Origin of the sequence: Pseudarthrobacter sp. 1C304 (assembly GCF_052245515.1) — a bacterium.
GTDB lineage: Bacteria > Actinomycetota > Actinomycetes > Actinomycetales > Micrococcaceae > Arthrobacter.
Window position 1 is genome coordinate 39,065 of the sequence record NZ_JBQQCH010000009.1, and the last position, 22,850, is coordinate 61,914.

Consider the following 22,850-nt stretch of genomic DNA (forward strand, 5'->3'; position numbering starts at 1 on the left):
CGGCTGGCAGCTCCTTTTCTATCCTGCCGGAGGCTCCCCGGCTGCGGCCTACGCCTTGCGGCGGACGGACAGCCCGCCGCCGGTGGCGCCGTCGGGCCGTTCCCCGGCGTGCACACCGCCCATGGTGAGCTCCGTGAGGTCGGGCGCGGTGTCCACCAGCACGGTGTCGCCGTCGGCGATTTCGCCGGCCAGGATGGCCTTGGCCAGCCGGTCGCCGATTTCCCGCTGCACCAGGCGGCGCAGCGGCCGGGCGCCGTACGCCGGGTCGAAACCGGTCACGGCGAGCCAGGCGCGGGCACCCTCGGTGACTTCGAGGTTGAGCCTGCGGCCCTTGAGGCGCTCCCCGAGTTCCTTGACCTGCAGCTCCACAATCCGGGACAGCTCCTCGACACTCAGCGGATCGAACAGCACCACCTCGTCCAGCCGGTTCAGGAACTCCGGCTTGAAGGAGGCATGGACCGTGGCCATCACGGCCTTCTTCTTGGCCTCGGCGTCCAGGCCGGGGTCCACCAGGAACTGGCTGCCCAGGTTCGAGGTGAGCACCAGGATCACGTTGCGGAAGTCCACGGTGCGGCCCTGGCCGTCGGTGAGGCGGCCGTCGTCGAGCACCTGCAGGAGGATGTCGAAGACCTCCGGGTGGGCCTTCTCCACCTCGTCGAGCAGCAGGACGGAGTACGGGCGGCGGCGGACGGCCTCGGTGAGCTGGCCGCCCTCCTCGTAGCCGACGTAGCCGGGAGGGGCGCCCACCAGCCGGGCCACGGAGTGCTTCTCCGAGTACTCGGACATGTCGATCCGCACCATGGCGCGCTCGTCGTCGAAGAGGAAGTCGGCGAGGGACTTGGCCAGCTCGGTCTTGCCGACGCCGGTGGGGCCAAGGAACAGGAAGGAGCCGGTGGGCCGGTTGGGGTCGCTGACGCCGGCGCGGGCGCGGCGGACGGCGTCGGAGACGGCGGTGACGGCCTTCGACTGGCCGATCAGCCGTTCGCCCAGGACGTGTTCCATGTCCAGCAGCTTCTGGCTCTCGCCCTGCAGCATCCGGCCGGCGGGGATGCCGGTCCAGGCCGAGATCACCTCGGCGATGTCGTCGGCGGTGACCTCCTCGGCGACCATCAGGTCCTGCTTGGCGCCGCCACCGGCCACCCGGGCGGACTCCGCCTCGGCGGCCAGGGTGAGCTCCCGCTCCAGGGCGGGAAGTTCACCGTAGAGGATCCGCGAGGCGGCTTCGAGGTCGCCCTCGCGCTGGAACTTCTCGGCGGCGGAGCGCAGTTCATCGATCCGGGCCTTGAGGTCGCCCACCCGGTTCAGGCCGGCCTTCTCAGCCTCCCAGCGGGCGTTGAGGGCAGCCAGTTCCTCTTTTTTGTCCGCCATGTCCGCGCGGATCGCCGCGAGCCGCTCCACCGACGCGGGGTCGGTCTCGTTGGCGAGGGCCAGCTCCTCCATGGTGAGCCGGTCCACGGAACGGCGCAGCTGGTCGATCTCCTCCGGGGCGGAATCGATCTCCATGCGCAGCCGCGAGGCGGCCTCGTCCACGAGGTCGATCGCCTTGTCCGGCAGCTGCCGGCCGGAGATGTAGCGGTTGGAGAGTGTGGCGGCGGCGACCAGGGCGGAGTCGGCGATGGCCACCTTGTGGTGGGCCTCGTAGCGTTCCTTGAGTCCGCGCAGGATGCCGATGGTGTCCTCCACGCTCGGTTCCCCGACGAAGACCTGCTGGAAGCGGCGCTCCAGGGCTGGGTCCTTCTCGATGTTTTCGCGGTACTCATCCAGCGTGGTGGCCCCGATCAGCCGGAGCTCGCCGCGGGCCAGCATGGGCTTGAGCATGTTGCCGGCGTCCATGGAGCTGTCCCCGGACGCGCCGGCGCCCACCACGGTGTGGATCTCGTCGATGAACGTGACGATCTGGCCCTCTGAGCTCTTGATCTCCTCCAGGACGGCCTTGAGCCGCTCCTCGAATTCGCCGCGGTACTTGGCACCGGCCACCATGGAGGCGAGGTCCAGCGCGATCAGGGTCTTGCCGCGCAGGCTCTCCGGCACGTCCCCGGCGACGATCCGCTGCGCCAGGCCCTCGACGACGGCGGTCTTGCCGACGCCGGGCTCGCCGATGATGACGGGGTTGTTCTTGGTGCGGCGGCTCAGCACCTGGACGATGCGGCGGATCTCGGCGTCGCGACCGATTACGGGGTCCAGCTTCCCGGAGCGGGCAATGGCGGTGAGGTCGGTGCCGTACTTCTCCAGTGCCTGGAACGAGTTTTCGGGGTCCGCGTTGTCCACCTTGCGGTCACCGCGGACGCCCGGCAGGGCGGCCACCAGGGCCTCGTGGGAGGCGCCGGCGTCGCGCATCAGCTTGCCGACGGCGTCGCTGCCGGATGCCAGACCCAGCAGCAGGTGCTCGGTGGAGACAAAGCTGTCACCGAGCCGCTCGGCCTCGGTCTGGGCGGTCTTGATGGCCTGCAGGGCGGTGCGGGAGAGCTGGGGCTGCTGCACCGAGCTGCCGGAGGTGGCCGGAAGGGCCTTGATGGCGGTGCTGGCCTGGACGCTGACGGAATCGGGGTCCGCCCCGGTGGCACGCAGAAGTGCGACGGCGACACCTTCACGCTGGTCCATCAGCGCCTTGAGCAGGTGGGCGGGTTCCAGCTGGGGGTTCCCCGCCGTCGAGGCGTTCATGGCGGCTGCCGCGAGAGCCTCCTGGCTCTTGGTGGTGAATTTGGCGTCCAAAGAGAGCTCCTTCCGGGAACATGCTGATCTTAAAGTTGAGTGTACTCCACTCAACTTTGCATGCGAGCGCTTTGGATCCATGTTTGCCGACGGCGAAATGGCTGTCTAGGGGCGGAGTCCCCCGGGCGCCTGCCGCGCCACCGCGGGACATGCCCTCCGCGCAGCGCCAGCACCGGACATAAACCCACTATGTCCGGTGCTCGGCGCGAAGGCTGGGCATGTTCCCGCGGGTGCGGCCCGGAAGCTACGCCGCGCGGGCCTGCCGGACCAGCTCAGCGCACCGCTCGCCGATCATCATGGTGGTGATGTTCGGGTTGACGGTGGTCAGCTCCGGCATGACCGAGGCGTCGGCCACCCGCAGCCCGGTGACTCCCTTGACCCGCAGTTCGGGGTCCAGCGGCGACATCCGGTCCTCGGCGGACCCCATCCGCACCGTCCCGGCCGGGTGGTAGACCGTGTTGTGGGTGGTCCGGATGTACTCGGCGATCTGCTCGTCAGTCTGGATGGCCTCGCCCGGGTACAGCTCGGTCCCCACCCAGTCGGCCAGGGCGGGCTGGGCTGCGATCTCGCGGGCCTTCCGGATGCCGGCGATCATCACCCGCATGTCGTGCGGGTCGGTGAAGTAGCGCGGATCCACCTTGGGCTTGTCCCGGAAGTCCTTGCTCCGCAGTTTCACGGTTCCGCGCGAGCGGGCATGCGTGACGTTCGGGGTGAGGCAGAAGCCGTTTTCCGTCGTCGGGAATCCCTGGCGGAGGGTGTGCATGTCGAACGGCACGGAGCCGTAGTGAAACATGAGGTCCGGCCGGTCCAGGCCCTCTTCGGTCGGGGTGAAGATCCCGGCCTCCCACCACTGCGTCGAGGTCTCCGTCATGGGCTGCTTGGCTTCCCACTGGATGACGCCCTCCGGATGGTCCTGGAGATGCTCGCCGACGCCGGGGGAATCCGCCCGCACCTCGATGCCGAACTCCGCCAGCTGCTCCGCGGGGCCGATCCCGGAGAGCATCAGCAGCTTGGGGGAGTCGATGGCGCCGGCGGACACAATCACCTCGGCGCGGGCGCCCAGCAGGTGGGTTTTGGCGAAGGCGTTGTCCACGACGGCGACGCCGGTGCAGCGGTTGCCGCCGTCGAACGTGAGTTCCTTGGCGCGCAGCCCAGTGAGCAGCGTGAAGTTCGCCCGGTCCATGATCGGGTGGATGTAGGACACCGAGGAGGATGACCGCGTGCCGTCCGCCCGCCGGTTGATCTGGAAGAAGCCGGCACCGTTGATCACTGTGTCACCGGTGTTGAACCGGACAGTGGGAATTCCGGACTGCTCGCAGGCCTCCAGCAGGGCACGGCCGGTGGGGTCCGACGCCGGGACGTTCATCAGGTGCACGGGGCCGCTGTCGCCGTGGTGCGGTGCGTTCGGGCCGGCATCCTCGTTGGTTTCCAGCTGCTTGAACAGCCGGTAGGCCATCTCGGCGTTCCATCCGGTGGCGCCGAATTTGGTCTCCCATTCGTCGATGTCCTCGCGGGGTGCCCAGAAGGCGATGCAGGAGTTGTGGCTGGAGCAGCCTCCCATCACTTTGGCGCGGGCGTGGCGCATGAACGAGTTCCCGTGTTCCTGCTCCTCGATGGGGTAGTCCCAGTCGTAGCCGGATTCCAGGAGCTCCATCCAGCGGTCCAGCTGCAGGATCTCGTCCAGGCCGCGGTCATCCGGCCCGGCCTCCACGAGGGCCACCTCGACGGCGGGGTCCTCGCTGATGCGGGAGGCAACGGCCGCGCCGGCGGAGCCGCCGCCGACCACGATGTAGTCGAATTCGGTCTTGGTCAGCTTGGTCATGGAGCTACTTCCCCTCTGCAGCGGCGGAGCGGTCGGCAAACCATCCCGTCACCTGCGGATCGATGTTGTGGTAGACGTGCTTGGCTTCCTGGTACTCCGCCAGGCCGGTGGGGCCGAGTTCGCGCCCGACGCCGGACTGGCCGAATCCGCCCCACTCCGCCTGGGGCAGGTACGGGTGGAAGTCGTTGATCCAGATGGTGCCGTGGCGGAGGCCGCGGGCGACGCGCTGGCTCTTGCCGGCGTCCTGGGACCACACCGCTCCGGCCAAGCCGTAGTGGGTGTCGTTGCCGATCTTCACGGCTTCCTCTTCGGTGCTGAACGTCTCCACGGTGACGACGGGGCCGAAGGCCTCGTCCACCACCACGGACATGCCGCTCTTGACCTGGTCCAGGACGGTGGGCAGGTAGTAGAAGCCCTTTTCCAGCTCACCCTCGCCCCATGCCCCGCCGCAGCGCAGGCGGGCGCCCTCGGCCACACCCTTGTCCACATAGGCGGTGACCTTGTCGCGGTGCGCCGCGGAGATCAGCGGGCCGGTCTCGGCGTCGGGATCGAACGGGCCGCCCAGGCGGATCTGTTCGGCGCGGCGCACCAGCTCGTCGACGAACGTGTCCGCGATGGACTCCTCAACAATCAGCCGGGCCCCGGCCGAGCAGACCTGGCCGGAGTGCACAAACGCGGCGTTGAGCGCGTTGTCCAGGGCGGCCTCGAGGTCGGCGTCCGCGAAAATGATGTTGGGGTTCTTGCCGCCCAGCTCCAGAGCCACCTTCTTGACCGAGCCGGCGGCTGCGGCCGCGATGGTCTTTCCGGTTTCCAGGCCGCCGGTGAAGGACACCAGGTCGACGTCGGGGTGGCTGGAAAGCACGGACCCCACGGTCCTGCCGTCCCCCAGCACCAGGTTGGCGACGCCGTCGGGCAGGCCCAGTTCCTGGAGCACAGCCATCATGAGGATGGAGGTGTGCGGGGTAAGTTCGCTGGGCTTGAGGACAAAACTGCAGCCGGCCGCCAGTGCCGGGGCGATCTTCCAGGAGGCCTGCAGGAGCGGGTAGTTCCACGGGGCGATCAGGGAGCAGACGCCCACGGGCTCGTACTCGATGCGGCTCACCACCGTGGGGCTGCCGGCATCCACCACGCGGCCGGAGTCCTGGCCGGACAGCTTGCCGAAGTACTCGAAGCAGTTGGCGATGTCCTCGATGTCGATTTCGCTTTCCACCAGGCGTTTGCCGGTGTCCAGCGTCTCGGCCCGCGCGAATTCAGCCTTGCGCTCACGCAGCCGGGCGGCGACGTTGATCAGGAACGTGCCGCGTTCCAGCGGCGACTTGCCGGACCATTCGCCGGCGTCGAACGCTGCCTTGGCAGCCGCCACGGCGCGGGCAGAATCCTCGGCGGTGCCCTCAGAGACGGTGCCCACCAGGGAGCCGTCGGCGGGGCAGTGGATGTCCCGGGTGCCGCCGTCGGATGCTGCCGTCCAGCTGCCGCCGATGAAGAGCGTTTCGGTGCTCATTTTGTTGCCTCCTGCGTTTCGAAATCTGATTCCCAATTGTCTTTAGCCACCTGGTCCTCGACCAGCACCGTGTTTCCCGGCGCCGCACGGTTCAGGTGCAGGAACTCCAGGTGCTGCTCGTAGTGGTCCAGGACGTCGGTGATGACCTGTTCCTTGGTGTATCCCATGAGGTCGTAGCCGTGGCTGCCCTCCAGGGAGAACACCTCCATCCGGTAGTAGTGGTCCTCCGGGTCCGCCCGCCGGGTGGCGTAGGACGGCGTCTCGTACTGCACCGGGTAGATCTGGTACTTGAAGGCGCGCTCCTCCCCCATGGCCAGCTGCAGGTCGACGCTGTTGATTCCGCAGGACTCCACCGGGACAACCGACAGCACGGTTTCCGCCCCCTGGGTCCTGAGCTCCTCGCATACTTCCTGCAGGGCCGGCAGGGTCACGGTTTCCACGAACCGGGTGGTCTGCCGGCGGCCGGGGTAGCTCATGGCCCGGGTGAGGCGCTGCCTCCAGCTGCGGCCGCCGCGCTGTTCTCCGCCGGCGCGGCCGGAGATGATGCCGGGCAGGCTGGCGCGGTAGCTGTCGTTGAGCGAATTCTCCACCCGCAGGGCCCGGTACAGCCCCAGCATGATGAAGACCAGCAGCAGGGACAGCGGCAGGCCCATGACGATGGTGGCGTTCTGCAGCGTGGTCACACCGCCCACCATCAGCATGGCCAGGGTCAGCAGGCCGGTGGCCACCGCCCAGAAGACGCGCATCCATTCCGGGCCGTCAGCGTCCGCGTCCTTGAGGTGCGAGGTGAAGTTGGCCATTACCAGGGCGCCGGAGTCCGCGGACGTGACGTAGAAGAGCAGGCCCGTGAACGTGGCGACGGCGGCCGTGACCGGCACGGCCGGGAACTCCGCCAGGAGGCTGTAGAACCCCCGTTCGGGATTGCTCATGGCGGCCTCGCCGAAGGCCATGTTGCCGCCCATGATCAGGTCAAGGCTGGAGTTTCCGAAGATGGAGATCCACAGCAGGATGAACAGGAACGGCACGGTCATGGTGCCGAGGACGAACTGGCGGATGGTGCGGCCGCGGGAGATGCGGGCCAGGAAGAGGCCCACGAACGGTGCCCACGCGATCCACCACGCCCAGAAGAACAGCGTCCACGCGTTCAGCCAGTCGGTGGGCCGGTCGTACGCGAAGGTGTCCAGCGTCATCGCCGGGAAGCGGCTCATCACGTCGCCCACGTTCTGCACGATCCCGTCGAGCAGGAAGCTGGTCTTGCCGGCCACCAGCACGAAGAGCATGAGGGCGACGGCCAGGATGACGTTGAGCTCCGACAGCCGGCGGATGCCCTTTTCCACCCCGGACACCACCGAGATGGTGGCCATGACCACCGAGAGGGCGATCAGGCCGATCTGGATGCCGAGGTTTTCCGGGACACCGAACATGAAGTGCAGCCCGTAGTTCAGCTGCACGACGCCGATCCCCAGGGACGTGGCGATGCCGAAGATGGTGCCCAGGAGGGCAGCGATGTCGACCGTGTGGCCGATCGGCCCCTCGATCTTTTTGCCGAAGATCGGATACAGCGCCGAGCGGATGCTCAGCGGCAGGTTGTGCCGGTAGGCGAAGTATCCGAGCGCCAGCCCCATCAGGGCGTACAGCGCCCAGCCGGTGAGTCCGTAGTGGAACAGGGTCCAGACAAGGGCCTGGCGTGCGGCCTCCGGGTTGCCGCCCTCGCCCTGCGGCGGGGCGAGGTACTGGCTGACCGGTTCGGAGACGGAGAAGAACATCAGGTCGATGCCGATCCCGGCGGCGAACAGCATGGCGGCCCAGGTGAAGAGCCCGAACTGCGGCTTCGAGTGGTCCGGCCCCAGCTTGGTCCGCCCCACCCGGGACAGCGCCGCGACCAGGACGAAGACCAGCACGGCCGTGACGATCAGGAAGTAGTACCAGCCCATGTTGGTGGAAACCCACCCGACCAGCGCTCCGATGACGGCCTCGGCATTGTCCTTGGCAAGGATGGCCCAGAGCGCGATCCCCACGACGCCGGTGGCAGAACCGATGAAGACGCTTTTGTTGACCCGGGTCCGGCGCTCCACTGCCCCGTCCGGTTCGCCCGGGGCGGGGGTCGAATTTGTCCTGACAGTTGCGTTTTGGCTCATGGATCCCATTTCAGTTTGTGAGGCTGCGGTCGGGACACCGTACGGGCACAAAGCTGCGGGAGGCTGTTTCCAGCCGGGGCCAAGGCCTGCCGGCGGCGTCCTTGCGGGTCTGGCTATGCCATCGACGCTAGCAAGCCTGCTGATGGAATGCTCAGTTAAGTGAGTTCTGACACTCAGATGGGCCCGCGCCGCCCGGGAATCCGTTAACCCCGTCCGGCGGCCGGCTCCCCCAAGGAGCCGACCGCCGGATGTGGGGTGCCGGTCCGGTGTCTGCGGACCAACTCCGTGAGCGGCCGGGGGACCGCTCCTGCAGGGGATTTCGCTGTTCATGCATCTTGTCACATGTATGACAGATTTGTCACGCGGCGTTTTCGGCGTTTCCGTGGGTAGGCTGTGGACCATGGATGAGACGACGGCAGCGCAGCCCCACACCACCCGGTCCGTTTTCCTGGACAAGGCCCATCCGGCCGCCTGGCGGGCCCTCAACGGGCTGGGCCTGAAAGCCAAGGAGGCCGCGGATGAAGCCGGCCTGGACCAGACCCTGATCGAGCTGCTGAACGTCCGCATCTCGCAGATCAACGGCTGCGCCTACTGCCTGGACCTCCACGTAGGCGATGCCGTGAAGAACGGTGAGACCGCCCAGCGCCTCGCGGTCCTGCCCGCCTGGCGGGACACGGACCTCTTCACCGAGAAGGAGTCCGCCGCCCTGACCCTGGCCGAAGCGATCACCAACATCTCCGACGCCGCCGCCCGGGAACACGAAGGCCGCCTCGCCCGCAAGCACCTCAACGACGCGGAGTTCTCCGCCATCAGCTGGCTGGTGATCGCCATGAACGCCTTCAACCGGGTGTCGATCGTCAGCCAGCACCCGGTGCGCCGGAAAGCCGCCGAAACGCAGAAGGCAGCCGGCGACGGCAACGACAACGGCTAACCGCGCGGGGCGCCGGGATCGGCCGGGTTACGGGATCAGCCGGTCGGCCCGGAAGCGGTCGAAGAGTTCCGTGAAGGAGTCCAGCGTCCGGCGGTACCCGGTGAAACCGGCCAGCCTGCTCTTGGACATGTCGGCCAGCACCTCGATATTGCGGCCCAGATCGCCGTCGGTGTGCCACCACGAGGACACGCGGGACAGATCCGGCTCGGCAAGCCCGTGCCGGCGGGCCATCTCAGCCCACGTTCCTTCCATGCCCTTCATCTGCTCTTCCAGCGGCCGGGGCGCGCCCTCGAAGCCGGCCGGCTCGACGCCGAAGCAGGCCGCCAGCCGCGGCCACATCCAGCGCCAGCGGAAGACGTCCCCGTTGACGATGTTGTAGGCCTGGTTGCCCGCCCCCTCCGCGGTGGCCGCCCAAAGCATGTGCTCCGCCAGCAGCCCGCTGTCCGTCATGTCGGTGAGGGAGTTCCACTGCGTCTCCGAGCCGGGGAAGATGAACGGCCGGTCCAGTTCCTTGCAGAGTGAGGCCTGGACCGCGAGCGTGAGGCCCATGTTCATGGCGTTGCCCACCGCATGGCCGATCACCGTGTGGGCGCGGTGCACCGACCAGGTGAAGCCCTGCCGCTCCGCTGCGGCCCACAGTTCGTCCTCCTGCGCGTAGTAGAAGTTCGGCGCCGGCAGCCGCGGCTCCTCCTCGTGGAACGGGGTGTCCGGCATTTCCCCGGCGGCATAGGCCTCGAAGGGGCCCAGGTAGTGCTTCAGCCCGGTCATCAGCGCAACGTGTTCCACCGGGCTGCCGCGCAGCGCCTCGAGCAGGTTCCGCAGCATCGCCGCGTTGACCTCGATGTTCTCCCGCTCCGTCTCCTGCCGCGACCAGGCGGTGAAGAACACGTGGGTGGGGGTTTCCCCGGCCAGCGCGGCCGCGAGGCTCTCCGGCGAGCCAAGGTCCGCGCTGAGCGGCCGCACCCCGGGACGGGCGGCGCCGCCGCCACGGGACATGGCCAGCACATCCCATCCCGCGCCGGAGAGGAGGTCCACCAGGGCGGAACCGGCAATGCCGCTCGCTCCCACCACCAAGGCGGTCCGTCGCTGGACGTGGGCTGACTGTGAATGCACGGAAGATCCTCCTGGCTGGGGGGTGGGGTCCCTTCCACCCTATGGCCCCGGCCGCACCGGCCCCTACGCGGGGTAGATGGACACCGCTGCGGCCTTGACCACGAAGTAGACCTCCAGGCCGGGCGCCAGGCCCAGGTCCGCGGAGGCTGCCGGGGTGACGTCGGCGGACAGCTCGCCGGCGCGGACCCGGATCTGGTCACCGTGCGGCTCCAGGTCCGTGACCGTGACACGGAACGAGTTCCGCGGGCTGCCGTGCGCCTCGTCCAGGAAAACGGACACGGCCGACGGCGGGAACGCGGCCACCCCGGACTGCCCGGGCGCCAGGGGGTCGTCGTGCTGGCCGGCGAAGTCGAGCCCGTCGCCGGACCGGAGCCCGCCGGGCGTGACCGTCCCCGGCACCAGGTTCAGCCCGGCCAGCCCCGCGGCGAAACGGCTGCGCGGCCGCCGGAGGACCTCCCGGGTGGGTCCGTCCTCGGTGATCCGGCCTTCCTCCAGCACAATCACCCGGTCCGCCAGCATGTACGCGTCCAGGACGTCGTGGGTGACAATGACGGCCCGCCGCCCGGCCAGCACCCGCTTGAGCAGGCGCCGCAGCAGCGGCGCCGCGTGGATGTCCAGGGCGGACAACGGCTCGTCCAGCAGCAGCACGTCCGGGTCCACCGCCAGGGCCCGGGCGGCCGCCACGCGCTGCGCCTGCCCGCCGGAGAGTTCCCCGGGCCTGCGGCCGGCGAGCTCCGCGGCGTCGACCTCCGCCAGCCAGCGCCGGGCCCTGTCCCGGGCTTCCCGCCGGGGCACGCCTGCGCTCCGGGGCCCGAACGCAACGTTTTCCAGGACGCTCAGGTGCGGAAACAGCAGCGGGTCCTGGGCCAGCAGGGCCGTTCCGCGGCGGTGCGGAGCGGTCCACGTGTGCACGCCGGCGCCAAGCTCGAACAACACGCGGCCGTCCACCTCGGCGCGGCCGCTGTCCGGCCGGACCAGCCCGGCGATCACCGAGAGCAGGGTGGATTTGCCCGCCCCGTTGGGTCCCAGCACCGCAACCGTTTCGCCCGGCGCCAGGCTGAGCGAGACCTCGAAGCGGCGGGCGGCCAGGACGGCGTCGAGAGTGAACGTCATGCGGGCCCCGGTCCGCCGGCGCTGCGGGCCGGCCTGCCGCCGGTCCCGGCGGTCCCCGGCCCGCGGTAGGAGAGCCCGACGACGATGACCGCCACCACCACCAGCAGCAGGGACAGCGCGACGGCGGCGTCGGCGTCGGCCTCGCGCTGCAGGTAGATTTCCAGCGGCAGGGTGCGGGTGACCCCCTGCAGGCTGCCGGCGAAGGTGAGCGTGGCACCGAATTCGCCCAGGCACCGGGCGAAGGAGAGCACGGCTCCCGAGGCGAGGCCGGGCAGCACCAGCGGGAGCGTGACGCGGCGGAGCACGGTGGTGGGGCGCGCCCCGAGTGTCGCGGCCACGGCCTCGTACCGGCTGCCTGCCGAACGGAGGGCCCCTTCGAGGCTGACCACCAGGAACGGCAGGGCCACAAACGTCTGGGCGAGCACCACCGCCGTCGTCGAAAACGCGATCTGGATGCCGGCGATTTCCAGGCTCCGGCCGAGCAGGCCCTGGCGGCCGAACGCGTAGAGCAGCGCGAGGCCGCCCACCACCGGCGGCAGCACCAGCGGCAGCAGGACGAAAGCCCGCAGCAGCCGCTGGCCGGGGAAGTCGCCGCGGGCCAGCACCAGGGCCAGCGGCACACCGAACAGCACACACAGGGCGGTGCTCGCGGTGGCGGTGCGGAGGCTCAGCCCCAGCGCCGTGAGGGATGACTCGGACGTGACCAGCGGAATGAACTGCGGCCAGTTGACCCGGGCCACCATGGCCGCGAGCGGCAGCAGCACCAGCAGCGCCCCGACGGCGGCAACCGCCACCACCCAGCGCGGAATCCCGCTGTAGGCACTCACTCTCGGGCGTCCCACGCGGCCTTAGGGGGTTCCGAAGCCGGCGCCGCGGAGGATCTGCTGGCCGCCAGGGCCCGTGACGGCCGCAATGAACGCGGCCGCGGCGTCCTTGTTCCTGCTGGTCCGCACCGCGGCGATGGGGTAGGTGTTGACGGCCCGCGCGGATTCGGGGAAGGGGACCTCCCGCGCCTTGTCCCCGGCGGCCTTGGCATCGGTGACGTAGACCAGGCCGGCATCGGCCTCCCCGGAGACCACCTTGCCCAGGACGTCGGTGACGGACCCTTCCTCACTGACGGGCTGCAGCGTGGTGCCGGCTTCCTGTTCCAGGGTCTTCGTGGCAGCGCCGCACGGGACCTGCGCCGCGCAGATGACGGTCTTGACCCCCGGGTTGGCGAGATCCGCGAAGGAGCTGACCGATGCGGGGTTGGCCGGGGGCACCACGATGGTGAGGACGTTGGTGGCGAAGACCTGGGGGGACCCTTCCACCAGACCGGCGTCGCCCAGCTTGGCCATGTTCTTTGTATCCGCGGAGGCAAAGACGTCCGCGGGGGCGCCCTGGCTGACCTGGGTGGCCAGGTCGGAGGACCCGGCGAAGCTGAGCGTCACGGTGGTGCCCGGGTTGTCCGCCTCGAACTGTTCGGCGAGCTGCGTGAACGGGGCCTTCAGGGACGCCGCGGCGAAGACGGTGACCGTGGTGCCGCCGTCAGCAGTTCCCCCGCCGGTAGCCCCGCCGCAGCCAGCGAGCGCGAGCGGCAGGGCGGCCGCCAGCAGCAGGGCGGACGCTTTCCGCGCCGGGCTCATATGGTCCCCTTGCCTTTCGGCGTTTCGATAATCACCGTGGTGGCCTTGACGACGGCGGTCGCCACCGAGCCGAGTTCCAGGCCCAGCTCCCGCACGGCCTCGCTGCTCATCAGGGACACCACCCGGAACGGTCCGCATTGCAGCTCCACCTGGGCCATTACGGTGTCCGCGGTGATGCCGGTGACCAGGCCGACGAAGCGGTTGCGGGCCGAGCTGCCTGCCTTGGCCGGATCATCCGGGAGCTGGGCCTGGCCGCGGGCAAGCCGCGCGAGTTCCAGCCCATCCACGGCCAGCCGCCCGGCGTCGTCCCGGTACGGAGTAAGGCTTCCGTTCTCGGTCCAGCGCCGGATGGTGTCGTCACTGACGCCCAGGAACCGGGCCGCTTCGGAGACGCGAATATGTGGCATGCAGACACTCTAACCCGCATCTGCGGATCAACGGGTACGTTTGTATCCTCATTTCCGGAACTGCGGGCGTCCCGCCACAGGCCTCCCGCGGCCCCGGTGCCCTAGCCGCGGCGCCGTGCCGGTCTTAAAATTTTCCCGAGGGGTGGAGCCGCGGTCGCCAAGGAGCACCGCCGTGAAGTGGATCAAACCTGAGGACCCGGGCTACGACGAATCCCGGACATTGTTCAACGCCATGATCGACCGCCGCCCGGCGGTGATCGCCCCCTGCAGCGACGCGGCCGGCGTCGCCGAGGCCCTGAAGTACGCCCGGGAGCACAGCCTGGACGTCGCCGTCCGCGCCGGCGGGCACTCGGTGGCTGGCATGTCGCTGAACGACGGCGGCCTGGTGGTCGATGTGCGGCCGATGAAATCCGTCACCGTGGATCCGGAAGCCCGCACGGTCACCGCCGGGGCGGGTCTGACCTGCGGCGAGTTCGACCGGGCCACCCAGCAGCACGGCCTCGCGCTCACCGGCGGCCGGGTCTCCACCACGGGCCTGGCCGGCTTTACGCTGGGCGGCGGCTCCGGCTGGCTGGAGCGGGCCTTCGGGTTCGCCTGTGACCACCTGGTCTCCGTGGACCTGGTGACGGCGTCCGGCGAGCAGGTGACGGCGAGCGCCACGGAGAACCCCGAGCTGTTCTGGGCGCTGCACGGCGGCGGCGGGAACTTCGGCGTCGCCACATCCTTTACTTTTCGCCTGCACCCGCTGGGGCCGAAGGTCCACGCGGGGCTGATGCTGTGGCCGGGGGACGCGGCCCCCGAGATAAGCCGCGGCTACCGGGAGGTGGCGCTCGCGGCGCCCAACGAGGAAACGGGCGCCATCATCTACCTGACCGTCCCGCCCGAGCCCGGCATGCCGCCGGAGATGGTCGGCAAGATGGCGGTCGCCGTCGTCTACCTGTATGCCGGCGACGCCGCGGAAGGCGCCGAACACGCCGGCCCGTACCGTGCGCTGAAACCGGCCCTGGACCTGCTGGAGGACATCGACTACGCCGATTTCCAGTGCTCGCTGGACGATCCGCCGGGCAAGTACAACTACTGGAGCGCGGACTACCATGACGAACTGTCCGACGACGCCCTCGACGTGATCGTTGATTCCGCGCGGACCCTGCCCGGGCCGAGTTCGCAGCAGCTGATCGCGCACTGGGGCGGCGCGGTGGGCGGTCCGGCCGCGACGGCGACGCCGCTGCAGCACCGGAACGCCAGCTGGGTGACCCACCCCTTCGGCCTCGGCGAAACCCCGCAGGGCGGCCAGGAAGCGAAGGCCTGGGTGAAACGGTTCCGGCAGGACATCTCGCCGTACGCGAACGGCGGTGTGTGGCTGAACTTCATCGGTGACGAGGGCCAGGACCGGGTGCGGGCGGCCTTCGGGGAGGAGAACTATGCCCGGCTGGCCCGGGTGAAACGGGAGTTCGATCCGGAGAACACCTTCCGCGGCAACCAGAACATCCAGCCCGCCTCCTGACCCGCGGGCACGTCCCGCAGGCTTACGGCCCATGCTGTGAGACGGTTGGTCAGTAAGGTGACCAACGGAAAAGTGGGAGAAACATCAGCATGGGCAGTCCGGAAAAGACATCCCCCTGGGGCGACAGCCTGGGCCGAGCCAGCATCAGGACCGCGCAGGTGCTCCTTTTGCTGGTGCTGACCGTGGTGGTGGTCTATGGCCTGATCCAGGTCCGGCTGGTGGTGATTCCGGCGCTGCTGGCGCTGATCCTCGCCGCCGCGATCGCACCCTTTGTCCACTGGCTGCGCCGCAAGGGCTGGCCAAGCACGGCCGCCACCACCCTCTCATTCATTCTGCTCCTCCTCGCGTTCGGGGCCGTGATCACGGGGATCGTCCTCGCCGTCATGAGTCAGTCCGACGAACTGGCCAGCAAGGCGACGCAAGGCTTCGACCGGGTCTACGACTTCGTCCGCACCGGCCCCTTCCCCATCGATGACCAGCAGATCCAGCAGGCGCGCGAGGCCGCCATCGACTTCGCCACCAGCAGCACGGTCGGCGCGGGCGCCATCTCCGGGCTCAGCGCGGCCGGCAACTTCATCACCGGGGCCCTGCTGATGGCCGTGATCCTGTTCTTCTTCCTGAAGGACGGCGAGCGCATCTGGGCGTTTGTGCTGCGGGCCTTCAAAGGCGAGAAGCTGGTCAAGGCGCGCCTGGCCGGCGAGCGGAGCCTCAACGTGCTGGGCGGCTACGTGCGCGGCACCTCGATCGTGGCCTTCGTGGACGCGTTCTTCATCGGCCTTGCCCTCGTCATCATGGGAGTGCCGCTGGCCCTGCCGCTGGCCGCGCTGACCTTCATCGGAGCCTTCATCCCGCTGATCGGCGCCACCCTGGCCGGCATCCTCGCCGCGCTGGTCGCGCTGGTGGCCAACGGCCCGGCTGCAGCCCTGATCGTCATCATCGTGGTGATCGTGGTGAACCAGCTGGAGGGCAACTTCCTCCAGCCCGTCGTGATGGGCCAGGCTCTCAATGTGCACGCCCTCGTCATCCTGCTGGCCCTCACGGCAGGCACCATCCTCGCCGGGATCATCGGCGCGATCCTTGCCGTCCCGCTGGTCGCGGTGGCCTGGGCCGCGATCAAGGCGTGGAACTCGGCGGAGTCCGTCACCCCCGCGGCCATCGCCGAGGCCGAGCATGAGACCGAGCTGAACGAAAAGGGCGAAGGCGTGCGCTCCACGCCGCGCGGCGAGCGGACGCCGGCGGAAGAGCAGTCCGAAACCGCGGCCGCTGACGCCAGCCGAGACTGATCCGCCGCCGGTCTAGACTTCCCCCATGGCCCTCTACCTGGATCCTCCGCTCTGGCCGGCGCACGGAACGCACTTCTCGCACCTGATCTCGGACACCTCGCTGGCGGAACTGCACGGCTTCGCGGCCGCGGCCGGCATCCCCGAGCGGGCGTTCGACGGCGACCATTACGACGTCGCCGAAGCCCGGTACAGTGCGCTGGTTGCGGCCGGAGCCGTTCCGGTGGAGGGGCGGGTCCTGGTCCGCAAACTGCTCGCCAGCGGCCTGCGGATCCCGGCCCGGCGGCGCAGCAATTCCCTGAAGCTCCCGCTGCTGACCCGCTGGAACGCCGCACTGCCCGGACACGACGCGCTGTTCCTGGACCTGCTGGACCGCTGGGGCGAGGAACACCGGCACTATCACGGCCGCACCCACCTGCTCGCGGTCCTGGAGGCCCTGGACCTGTTGACGGAGCCTGCCGGGCCGCCCCGCACGGTGCTGCTCGCGGCCTGGTTCCACGACGCCGTCTACCGTGGGATCGCGGGCCAGGACGAGGAGGAATCGGCGCGGCTGGCCGAGGACCTGCTGGCCCGCGCCGGCCTTCCCGCGGCGGAGGTGGATGAGGTGGCCCGCCTGGTGCGGATGACGGCCGACCACCGGCCGGACCCCGGCGACGGGGCCGCCGCCCTGCTCAGCGACGCCGATCTCTCCGTGCTCGGCGGCACCCAGGACGCCTACGCCCGGTACCTGGCCGCCGTCCGGCAGGATTTCGCGCACATCGGCGACCGCGACTTCGCCGCCGGACGCGCCGCCGTCGTCCGCCAGCTGCTGCAGCTGGAGCCGCTCTTCCACACTCCGCGGGGCCGGGAGCTGTGGCTGGACGCGGCGCGGCGGAACCTGCGGGGCGAGCTGGAATAACCGGCCCCCACACCCCGCTCGGAACAGCAACGCGGGGTCACACACGGCCCATAAATACCGTCGGGATGGGCGCAGAGTGACCCCGCGTTACTTTGGGGTGGGTTGCCTGGTGGGTCAGGGGCTCCGGCGGAGGTGCTCGGCGAGGCGGTCGAAGGACTCGCGCCAGCCCGCGCCGTGGGCATCACGGTTGTCGATCGTGTCGAAGGGGCCCTGGATAAACGTCACCCGGGTGCCGCCGTCGATCTCGTCCAGCTGGAACGTCACCTCGGTTTCAAAGCCGCGGGTGCCGTCGGCCTTGTCCCAGGCGTGGGTGAAAACGAGGAGGTTGGGCGGCTCGATGTCCGTATGGACGCCGCTCCACCAGTGTTCCTCCCCCGTGCTGTCCTGGACCAGGCACGCCCGGTAAAGGCCGCCGATCTCAAAATCCGAGTCGACGCTCTGCCGGGGCGTGTGGAATCCCCGCGGCCCCCACCACGCCGGTGCCTGGTCCGGGTCGGTGAGGGCGGACCACACCCGGGTTATGGGGGCCTGGAATTCGCGGGTGATGACCAGCATGAGCTCGTCGGCCGGCGGGGCGCCGCCGGGGCCGGACGATGTGGCGCTGGCATGCTCGGACATGGCGGTCCTCCTCTGATGCGGTCTAGCGGTAGGCCTTGTAGGTGGTCACGAACGGCCGGTCGCTCGGCCCGATCTGCTTGCCCAGCGGCATCAGCGAGACCGGGATGAGCTTGAGGTTGGCGATGGCCAGGGGGATGCCGATGATGGTGATGGCCATGGCGAAGGCGGTCACCACATGGCCGATCGCGATCCAGATGCCCGCGACCAGCAGCCAGATGACGTTCCCCAGCAGCGAAAACACGCCGGTGCCCCCGGGCCGGTCCACCACGGTGCGCCCGAACGGCCAGAGCGCGTAGTTCGCGATCCGGAAGGACGCCAGGCCCCATGGGATGGTCACCACCAGGAGGCAGCAGATGATGCCGGCCACGAAATATCCGATTGCGAGCCAGAGCCCGCCAAAGAGCAGCCAGATGAGGTTGAGCAGTGTCTTCATGGCTCCATTGTCCCCCGCCGGGGCCCGATCCGGCCTAGGGGTTCACCCTGAACATTTCCTGAATCATGTCCCGTGACGCACGCGCGGGCAGGGAGCTTTGCGAACGCCGGAAAGGGCACAATACTGGGTACATGCCTGCACTCCTGAAGATTGCCCTGATCGTCGCCGTTGTCCTGCTGGTCCTCGGCGCGGCGGTGAAGGCCGTGCAGTTCCTGCTCTACGTGGGCCTTCTGGTCCTGGTGGGGGCCGGCATTTTCTACTTCCTGCGCCGCTCGCGCATTTCCCGCTGACGCTGCCCGGAACGTCCGGATGACCAACTTCGTGGACCTGCTGGGCCCCATTCTCGAAGTGATGACGTGGGTGGGTTTTATCCTGGGGCTGCCGTTGCTGGCCTGGGGCTGGATTGTCCGGCGCCGGCACTGCGAGTGGACCGGGACCACCGCCAAGGTGATCAGCGCAGGCGGGTTCACCGGGTACAGCTGGACGGACCACCACGACGCCGACCACCGCTCGCTGCTGCCGGCGGCCGAGTCGCAGGGCCTGGTGGTGGGGTCCGACGTCGATCTCTACTACGACGTGTGCCACCCGTCCCGCTGGGGACTCACGCCGCCGAAGCACGACAACGCCGCCTGGACCCTGGGCTGGATCCTCACCGGGGTGGGGATCCTTTCCACCGTGGGCGGCTTTGTCCTCCTGCTCTTCTAAATGGTCAGCTGCCAGCTGGCCGACTCTGGGTCCACTCACCCACAGAAAGGTCACGGCAGATGAGCAGCGGCATGTTAAACCCCGAAGATGGGCCCGGGACCGGGCACGTAACCCCGTCCAGGATGGCTCTAGGCCATTATGGTTTAAAAGTTTCCTACATCGCCGCTGTGATGGTGGGCGGAGGGGCCGGCGCGCTGTCCCGGTACGGTGTGGAGCAGGCGCTGCATGTCCCGTCCGGATGGCCGATCGCCACACTGGCCGTCAACCTGTCGGGGGCCTGGGCACTTGGGGTGTTGCTGGAGGCACTGCATCGGGGCGGACCGGACACCGGGACGCGGCGCGTCGTCCGGCTGGTGGCCGGGACGGGCTTCCTTGGCGCTTTCACAACCTACAGCACGCTGGCCCTCGACATGACCCGGCTGATGGCACTCGGGAATGGCGCCGGCGTCGCTGTTTATCTGGCGGCGAGTCTGTTCGGGGGCACCCTTGCCAGCTGGTCCGGAATCTGGTGCGGTGCAGCCTTCCATCAGCGTGCTCTCCGGCGCCGCTCCATGAGGGAGGCGCCGAAACCGGCAAGACGGCCCGATTTTGACGAGGAGGGACTGTGACCGTAATCCTGATGATTCTTGCCGGAGCCGCCGGAGCCGCCGCAAGGTTTATTCTTGACAGTCTGGTGCGGCCGCGGTTTCCCACTCCCCTGCCGGTGTCCACCATGATCATCAATGTAAGCGGCTCGTTCCTGCTCGGCCTGCTCACAGGCGGGGTGCTGATGGCCCGGGTGCCGGCCGAACTGCAGACGATTCTCGGCACGGGCTTCCTCGGCGCTTACACCACCTTCAGCACCGCCAATGTCGAAACCGTCCGTCTCATTCAGGCGCGGCGGGGCGGACTTGCCCTTATCAACGCACTTGGCACGCTGGTCCTGTCCGTGGCGGCTGCCTTGGCGGGCCTGCTGGCGGGAAGCGCCCTTTGAAGATCTGACCTTTCACGGCCAGTCCTACGAGCTTCCCTGCGCGGCAAACTAGGTCGAAAGTCCTTAGTCGGTTGATGGGGCGCCGACTAGCCTTGGGGTGTCTTTCATCCTAGAATTCCGCGTTCTTCCCGTCCGCAGGTGGACGGGAAATCAGCTAATGCACGAGTTATCCGTATGGCGATGGAGCTTACATGGGCAGCGTGGGTTTGCTTTACGTAGGGGCAGTATTGTTTATCAACGGCCTCATGCTGCTGGGCATCGTCCCCGGCAAGTCGGCCGCAATCCTGAATTTCCTGGTGGGCACCATGCAAGTGGTATTCCCCACCCTCATCATCCTGCAGTCCAACGGCGACCCCGCTGTCATCTTCGGCGCCGCCGGACTTTACCTCTTCGGTTTCACCTATCTGTATGTGGGCATACTGCAGATGACAGGGATCAGCGGTGAAGGCCTTGGATGGTTTTCACTGTTCGTCGCCGTCTGCGCAGTTGTCATCGGGTACCTCCAGTTCACCCTTACCGCCGACCCCGTTTTTGGCGTCATCTGGTGGGTGTGGGCTGTCCTCTGGACCCTGTTCTTCCTGCTCCTGGGGCTGAACAAGTCCTCCCTTACCAGGATGACGGGGTGGTTCACGGTGTTCATCAGCCACCTCACCGGCACGATTCCCGCGTTCCTCCTTCTCCTGGGCCGCTACGAAACCAACAACACGCTCGCGGTTTGGGTCGCGGCCCTTGCCGTCGCGTCCCTGGTGGGCGCCTACTTCCTGGGCCGCAAGTCGATGCGGAGCAGCGCAGAGCCCGGGCAGGCGGCGAGCGTCGCACCGGCCGCTTAATCTCGCCTTCCGAACAAAGTCAGGAGCTTCATGGCCATCTACGAGTACCGATGCCCCGAAAATTCACGCTTCGAAGCATCGCACCCGATCGGGGACGCCCCGGCCACCATGCCCTGCCCCTCCTGCGGTGAACCGTCGCGCCGACTGTTCACCGCACCGCACCTGTCCAAGACCGGATCGTCAGCCTTCCGGCTTATTGACTCCACCCATCGCAGTGCCGATCAGCCTGAGGTGGTGACCTCGCAGATCCCAGGCACCCCCAGGCGCGTCCAACAGTATTCATCCAACCCGCTACACCAGAAGCTGCCGCGTCCTTAACCGACCAGGAAACGGCGCCAGTAACAAGGAGATGAAATGCCAGCGAAGATATTCAGCCTTGACTCGAGCAAGAAATTTGAGGACCAGGAAAAGATCGGGCACAACCGGTGGCATCCTGAGATTCCGCCCGTCGCGACAATTAAACCCGGAGATACCTTCCGGGTGGATTGCCGGGAATGGTTCGACGGGGCGATCGTTAACGACGATTCCGCCGAGGACATCCTCAACGCGCCGCTGTTGACCGTGCACAAACTGAGCGGGCCCTTCGCCGTCGAAGGAGCCAAACCCGGGGACCTGCTGGTAGTCGACATTCTGGACGTCGGCCCGATTCCCCAGGAAGACTCCGGTCCTCTCGCTGGGCAAGGCTGGGGATACACCGGCATTTTCGCCACGAACAACGGTGGAGGCTTCCTCACCGAGCAGTTCCCGGACGCCTACAAAGCCATCTGGGATTTCACGGGGCAGACCGCAACATCCCGTCACGTGCCCGGTGTCTCTTTCACAGGCCTGATCCACCCCGGGCTGATGGGCACGGCCCCCTCCGCCCAGCTCCTCGCCAAATGGAACAAACGCGAAGGAGACCTGATCGCGACGAATCCGAACAGGGTACCCCCGCTGGCGCTGCCTCCCGAGGCCGCGCATGCAGTCCTCGGCCACCTTCCCTCCTCGGACTTTGACCGGGTGGCGGCGGAAGCGGCCAGGACCGCACCTCCGCGTGAGAACGGCGGTAACCAGGACATCAAGAACATGTCCAAGGGCACCCGCATTTTCTATCCCGTGTTCGTGGACGGAGCGAACCTCTCCATGGGAGACCTCCACTTCTCGCAGGGCGATGGAGAGATCACGTTCTGCGGTGCCATCGAGATGGGCGGATTCATCGACCTCAGGGTGGAGATCATCAAGGGCGGCATGGAAACCTACGGGGTCAGTGAGAACGCCATTTTCATGCCCGGTAACGTCGACCCTCAGTTCAGTGAGTGGCTGGCATTTTCCGGCACGTCCGTAACCCTTGACGGCGAGCAGCGCTACCTCGACTCGCATCTTTCCTACCAGCGGGCCTGCCTCCACGCCATCGATTACCTCAGCAAGTTCGGCTACAGCAGGGAGCAGGCCTACATCATCCTGGGTGCAGTCCCCATCGAAGGACGCCTGTCCGGCGTGGTGGACATCCCGAATTCCTGTTCCACGGTCTACATTCCGACGGCTGTCTTCGACTTCGACGTCCGGCCATCCGCGGCGGGCCCCCATCAGATAGATCCAGGCATCGGGGTGCCCATGGCAAGAAACAGGTAGGCCAACCTGTCACCGCAGGCAGCGGCCCGTCCAGCCTTGGGCTGGACGGGCCGATGCCTGCTCCTGTAACTACGCCTGCTTAACCATGGCGGCGTCAACATTGATCTTGACCTTGTCGCTGACCAGCAGCCCGCCGGCTTCGAGGGCGGCGTTCCATGTCAGGCCGAATTCCTTGCGGCTGATCTCGGCTTCCGCGCTGAACCCGGCGCGGGTGGCGCCGAAGGGGTCCACCGCGACGCCGGTGAACTCGACCTCGAGGTCCACCGGCTTGGTGACGCCGCGGATGGTGAGGTCGCCGGCCAGCACGTAGTCCTCGCCGTCGCCCCGGATGCCCGTGGCGCGGAAGGTCATCTCCGGGAACTTCTCGACGTCGAAGAAGTCCGCGCCGCGGACGTGGGCATCGCGGTTGGCGTCGCCGGAGTCAAAGCTGGCGGTCTTGACGCTGGCATGCAGGCTGGACTCGGCCAGGGAATTGCCGACGTGGGCCTCCGCCGTGGCCTCGTTGAAGCGGCCGCGGACCTTGCTGATGCCTGCATGGCGGACGCTGAAGCCGATCTCGCTGTGGGACATGTCCAGCGTCCAGATGCCTGGGGTCAAACCTTCGGGCAGGGTCACAACGGTCTCCTTCGCGTGGAT

23 protein-coding genes are annotated in these 22,850 nt (G+C 68.2%); 11 read left to right on the forward strand and 12 right to left on the reverse strand.

Annotated elements, in window-relative coordinates; genetic code table 11:
• Positions 1-48 precede the first annotated feature (48 nt).
• The 4 genes from clpB to betT form a co-directional block, all read right to left on the reverse strand.
• Positions 49-2,712, reverse strand: coding sequence for an ATP-dependent chaperone ClpB (clpB, locus tag ACTWQD_RS15405; RefSeq protein WP_443196999.1), 2,664 nt, complete (start codon positions 2,710-2,712; stop codon positions 49-51).
• Positions 2,713-2,956: 244 nt separating this feature from the next.
• The gene (locus ACTWQD_RS15410; RefSeq protein ID WP_443197000.1) at positions 2,957-4,534 is read right to left on the reverse strand and encodes a GMC family oxidoreductase; all 1,578 of its coding nucleotides are present in this window, start codon (positions 4,532-4,534) and stop codon (positions 2,957-2,959) included.
• 4 nt (positions 4,535-4,538) lie between these two features.
• A complete protein-coding gene (locus tag ACTWQD_RS15415) occupies positions 4,539-6,035 on the reverse strand; it encodes an aldehyde dehydrogenase family protein (RefSeq protein ID WP_443197001.1) in 1,497 nt (498 codons plus the stop codon).
• Entirely contained in the window at positions 6,032-8,182 is a 2,151-nt protein-coding gene (betT, locus tag ACTWQD_RS15420) for a choline BCCT transporter BetT (protein ID WP_443197002.1), read from the reverse strand. The genes ACTWQD_RS15415 and betT overlap by 4 nt, the downstream gene beginning before the upstream one ends.
• A 391-nt stretch (positions 8,183-8,573) precedes the next feature.
• On the opposite strand from betT, the gene ACTWQD_RS15425 reads away from it, so the two are divergent.
• Positions 8,574-9,104: a carboxymuconolactone decarboxylase family protein gene (locus ACTWQD_RS15425; RefSeq protein ID WP_443197003.1), complete on the forward strand. Its 531-nt coding sequence runs from the start codon at positions 8,574-8,576 to the stop codon at positions 9,102-9,104.
• A 27-nt stretch (positions 9,105-9,131) separates the two neighbouring features.
• On the opposite strand, the gene ACTWQD_RS15430 is transcribed toward ACTWQD_RS15425, so the two are convergent.
• From ACTWQD_RS15430 to ACTWQD_RS15450, 5 genes are all read right to left on the reverse strand, one after another.
• Complete coding sequence (locus tag ACTWQD_RS15430) at positions 9,132-10,217, reverse strand: SDR family oxidoreductase (protein WP_443197004.1); 1,086 nt, start codon at positions 10,215-10,217, stop codon at positions 9,132-9,134.
• Positions 10,218-10,280: 63 nt separating this feature from the next.
• Positions 10,281-11,330: a sulfate/molybdate ABC transporter ATP-binding protein gene (locus tag ACTWQD_RS15435; protein ID WP_443197005.1), complete on the reverse strand. Its 1,050-nt coding sequence runs from the start codon at positions 11,328-11,330 to the stop codon at positions 10,281-10,283.
• Complete coding sequence (locus tag ACTWQD_RS15440; protein WP_443197006.1) at positions 11,327-12,157, reverse strand: ABC transporter permease; 831 nt, start codon at positions 12,155-12,157, stop codon at positions 11,327-11,329. The genes ACTWQD_RS15435 and ACTWQD_RS15440 overlap by 4 nt, the downstream gene beginning before the upstream one ends.
• Positions 12,158-12,178: 21 nt before the next feature.
• Positions 12,179-12,955, reverse strand: a complete 777-nt coding sequence (modA, locus tag ACTWQD_RS15445; RefSeq protein WP_443197007.1) for a molybdate ABC transporter substrate-binding protein — start codon at positions 12,953-12,955, stop codon at positions 12,179-12,181.
• Positions 12,952-13,362, reverse strand: a complete 411-nt coding sequence (locus ACTWQD_RS15450) for a TOBE domain-containing protein (RefSeq protein WP_443197008.1) — start codon at positions 13,360-13,362, stop codon at positions 12,952-12,954. Before ACTWQD_RS15450 ends, modA begins: the two co-directional genes overlap by 4 nt.
• Positions 13,363-13,534: 172 nt before the next feature.
• Here ACTWQD_RS15450 and ACTWQD_RS15455 point away from each other — a divergent pair, with 172 nt between their 5' ends.
• From ACTWQD_RS15455 to ACTWQD_RS15465, 3 genes are all read left to right on the forward strand, one after another.
• On the forward strand, positions 13,535-14,866 hold the full coding sequence (locus tag ACTWQD_RS15455; RefSeq protein ID WP_443197009.1) for an FAD-binding oxidoreductase: 1,332 nt from the start codon (positions 13,535-13,537) through the stop codon (positions 14,864-14,866).
• Positions 14,867-14,955: 89 nt separating this feature from the next.
• Positions 14,956-16,149, forward strand: coding sequence for an AI-2E family transporter (locus ACTWQD_RS15460; RefSeq protein WP_443197010.1), 1,194 nt, complete (start codon positions 14,956-14,958; stop codon positions 16,147-16,149).
• A gap of 25 nt (positions 16,150-16,174) precedes the next feature.
• Positions 16,175-17,044 carry a DUF4031 domain-containing protein gene (locus tag ACTWQD_RS15465; RefSeq protein WP_443197011.1) on the forward strand — a complete coding sequence of 290 codons (870 nt, stop codon included), beginning with the start codon at positions 16,175-16,177 and terminating at the stop codon, positions 17,042-17,044.
• 114 nt (positions 17,045-17,158) lie between these two features.
• Here ACTWQD_RS15465 and ACTWQD_RS15470 read toward each other — a convergent pair whose 3' ends face one another.
• A complete protein-coding gene (locus ACTWQD_RS15470; RefSeq protein ID WP_443197012.1) occupies positions 17,159-17,662 on the reverse strand; it encodes an SRPBCC family protein in 504 nt (167 codons plus the stop codon).
• A 22-nt stretch (positions 17,663-17,684) separates the two neighbouring features.
• Complete coding sequence (locus ACTWQD_RS15475; protein ID WP_443197013.1) at positions 17,685-18,095, reverse strand: YccF domain-containing protein; 411 nt, start codon at positions 18,093-18,095, stop codon at positions 17,685-17,687.
• Between the two features lie 131 nt (positions 18,096-18,226).
• Between ACTWQD_RS15475 and ACTWQD_RS15480 the strand changes: the two genes are divergently transcribed.
• The 7 genes from ACTWQD_RS15480 to fmdA all read left to right on the forward strand — a co-directional run bounded on the left by ACTWQD_RS15480 (position 18,227) and on the right by fmdA (position 22,214).
• Entirely contained in the window at positions 18,227-18,385 is a 159-nt protein-coding gene (locus ACTWQD_RS15480) for a hypothetical protein (protein ID WP_443197014.1), read from the forward strand.
• A gap of 19 nt (positions 18,386-18,404) precedes the next feature.
• Entirely contained in the window at positions 18,405-18,800 is a 396-nt protein-coding gene (locus ACTWQD_RS15485; protein WP_443197015.1) for a hypothetical protein, read from the forward strand.
• A gap of 59 nt (positions 18,801-18,859) precedes the next feature.
• Positions 18,860-19,408, forward strand: a complete 549-nt coding sequence (locus tag ACTWQD_RS15490; protein WP_443197016.1) for a fluoride efflux transporter FluC — start codon at positions 18,860-18,862, stop codon at positions 19,406-19,408.
• Positions 19,405-19,773 (forward strand): fluoride efflux transporter CrcB, encoded by a 369-nt coding sequence (crcB, locus tag ACTWQD_RS15495; protein ID WP_443197017.1) that lies wholly within the window; start codon positions 19,405-19,407, stop codon positions 19,771-19,773. The genes ACTWQD_RS15490 and crcB overlap by 4 nt, the downstream gene beginning before the upstream one ends.
• A gap of 227 nt (positions 19,774-20,000) precedes the next feature.
• Positions 20,001-20,603 (forward strand): AmiS/UreI family transporter, encoded by a 603-nt coding sequence (locus tag ACTWQD_RS15500; RefSeq protein WP_443197018.1) that lies wholly within the window; start codon positions 20,001-20,003, stop codon positions 20,601-20,603.
• Positions 20,604-20,633: 30 nt separating this feature from the next.
• The gene (locus ACTWQD_RS15505; protein ID WP_082699430.1) at positions 20,634-20,921 is read left to right on the forward strand and encodes an FmdB family zinc ribbon protein; all 288 of its coding nucleotides are present in this window, start codon (positions 20,634-20,636) and stop codon (positions 20,919-20,921) included.
• A gap of 36 nt (positions 20,922-20,957) precedes the next feature.
• Entirely contained in the window at positions 20,958-22,214 is a 1,257-nt protein-coding gene (gene fmdA, locus ACTWQD_RS15510; RefSeq protein ID WP_443197019.1) for a formamidase, read from the forward strand.
• 69 nt (positions 22,215-22,283) lie between these two features.
• Here the strand turns inward: fmdA and ACTWQD_RS15515 are convergent, their stop codons facing one another.
• Entirely contained in the window at positions 22,284-22,829 is a 546-nt protein-coding gene (locus ACTWQD_RS15515; RefSeq protein ID WP_443197020.1) for a YceI family protein, read from the reverse strand.
• Positions 22,830-22,850: the final 21 nt, after the last annotated feature.

Bases quoted from the DNA above. Each gene is read 5' to 3' on its own strand.
- ACTWQD_RS15410 (WP_443197000.1), bottom strand. From the start codon at position 4,534: ATGACCAAGCTGACCAAGACCGAATTCGACTACATCGTGGTCGGCGGC.
- fmdA (WP_443197019.1), top strand. From the start codon at position 20,958: ATGCCAGCGAAGATATTCAGCCTTGACTCGAGCAAGAAATTTGAGGAC.
- ACTWQD_RS15505 (WP_082699430.1), top strand. From the start codon at position 20,634: ATGGCCATCTACGAGTACCGATGCCCCGAAAATTCACGCTTCGAAGCA.
- ACTWQD_RS15465 (WP_443197011.1), top strand. From the start codon at position 16,175: ATGGCCCTCTACCTGGATCCTCCGCTCTGGCCGGCGCACGGAACGCAC.
- ACTWQD_RS15460 (WP_443197010.1), top strand. From the start codon at position 14,956: ATGGGCAGTCCGGAAAAGACATCCCCCTGGGGCGACAGCCTGGGCCGA.
- modA (WP_443197007.1), bottom strand. From the start codon at position 12,955: ATGAGCCCGGCGCGGAAAGCGTCCGCCCTGCTGCTGGCGGCCGCCCTG.
- ACTWQD_RS15425 (WP_443197003.1), top strand. From the start codon at position 8,574: ATGGATGAGACGACGGCAGCGCAGCCCCACACCACCCGGTCCGTTTTC.
- ACTWQD_RS15470 (WP_443197012.1), bottom strand. From the start codon at position 17,662: ATGTCCGAGCATGCCAGCGCCACATCGTCCGGCCCCGGCGGCGCCCCG.
- ACTWQD_RS15475 (WP_443197013.1), bottom strand. From the start codon at position 18,095: ATGAAGACACTGCTCAACCTCATCTGGCTGCTCTTTGGCGGGCTCTGG.
- ACTWQD_RS15450 (WP_443197008.1), bottom strand. From the start codon at position 13,362: ATGCCACATATTCGCGTCTCCGAAGCGGCCCGGTTCCTGGGCGTCAGT.
- ACTWQD_RS15485 (WP_443197015.1), top strand. From the start codon at position 18,405: ATGACCAACTTCGTGGACCTGCTGGGCCCCATTCTCGAAGTGATGACG.
- betT (WP_443197002.1), bottom strand. From the start codon at position 8,182: ATGGGATCCATGAGCCAAAACGCAACTGTCAGGACAAATTCGACCCCC.
- ACTWQD_RS15435 (WP_443197005.1), bottom strand. From the start codon at position 11,330: ATGACGTTCACTCTCGACGCCGTCCTGGCCGCCCGCCGCTTCGAGGTC.
- ACTWQD_RS15480 (WP_443197014.1), top strand. From the start codon at position 18,227: ATGCCTGCACTCCTGAAGATTGCCCTGATCGTCGCCGTTGTCCTGCTG.
- ACTWQD_RS15415 (WP_443197001.1), bottom strand. From the start codon at position 6,035: ATGAGCACCGAAACGCTCTTCATCGGCGGCAGCTGGACGGCAGCATCC.
- ACTWQD_RS15490 (WP_443197016.1), top strand. From the start codon at position 18,860: ATGAGCAGCGGCATGTTAAACCCCGAAGATGGGCCCGGGACCGGGCAC.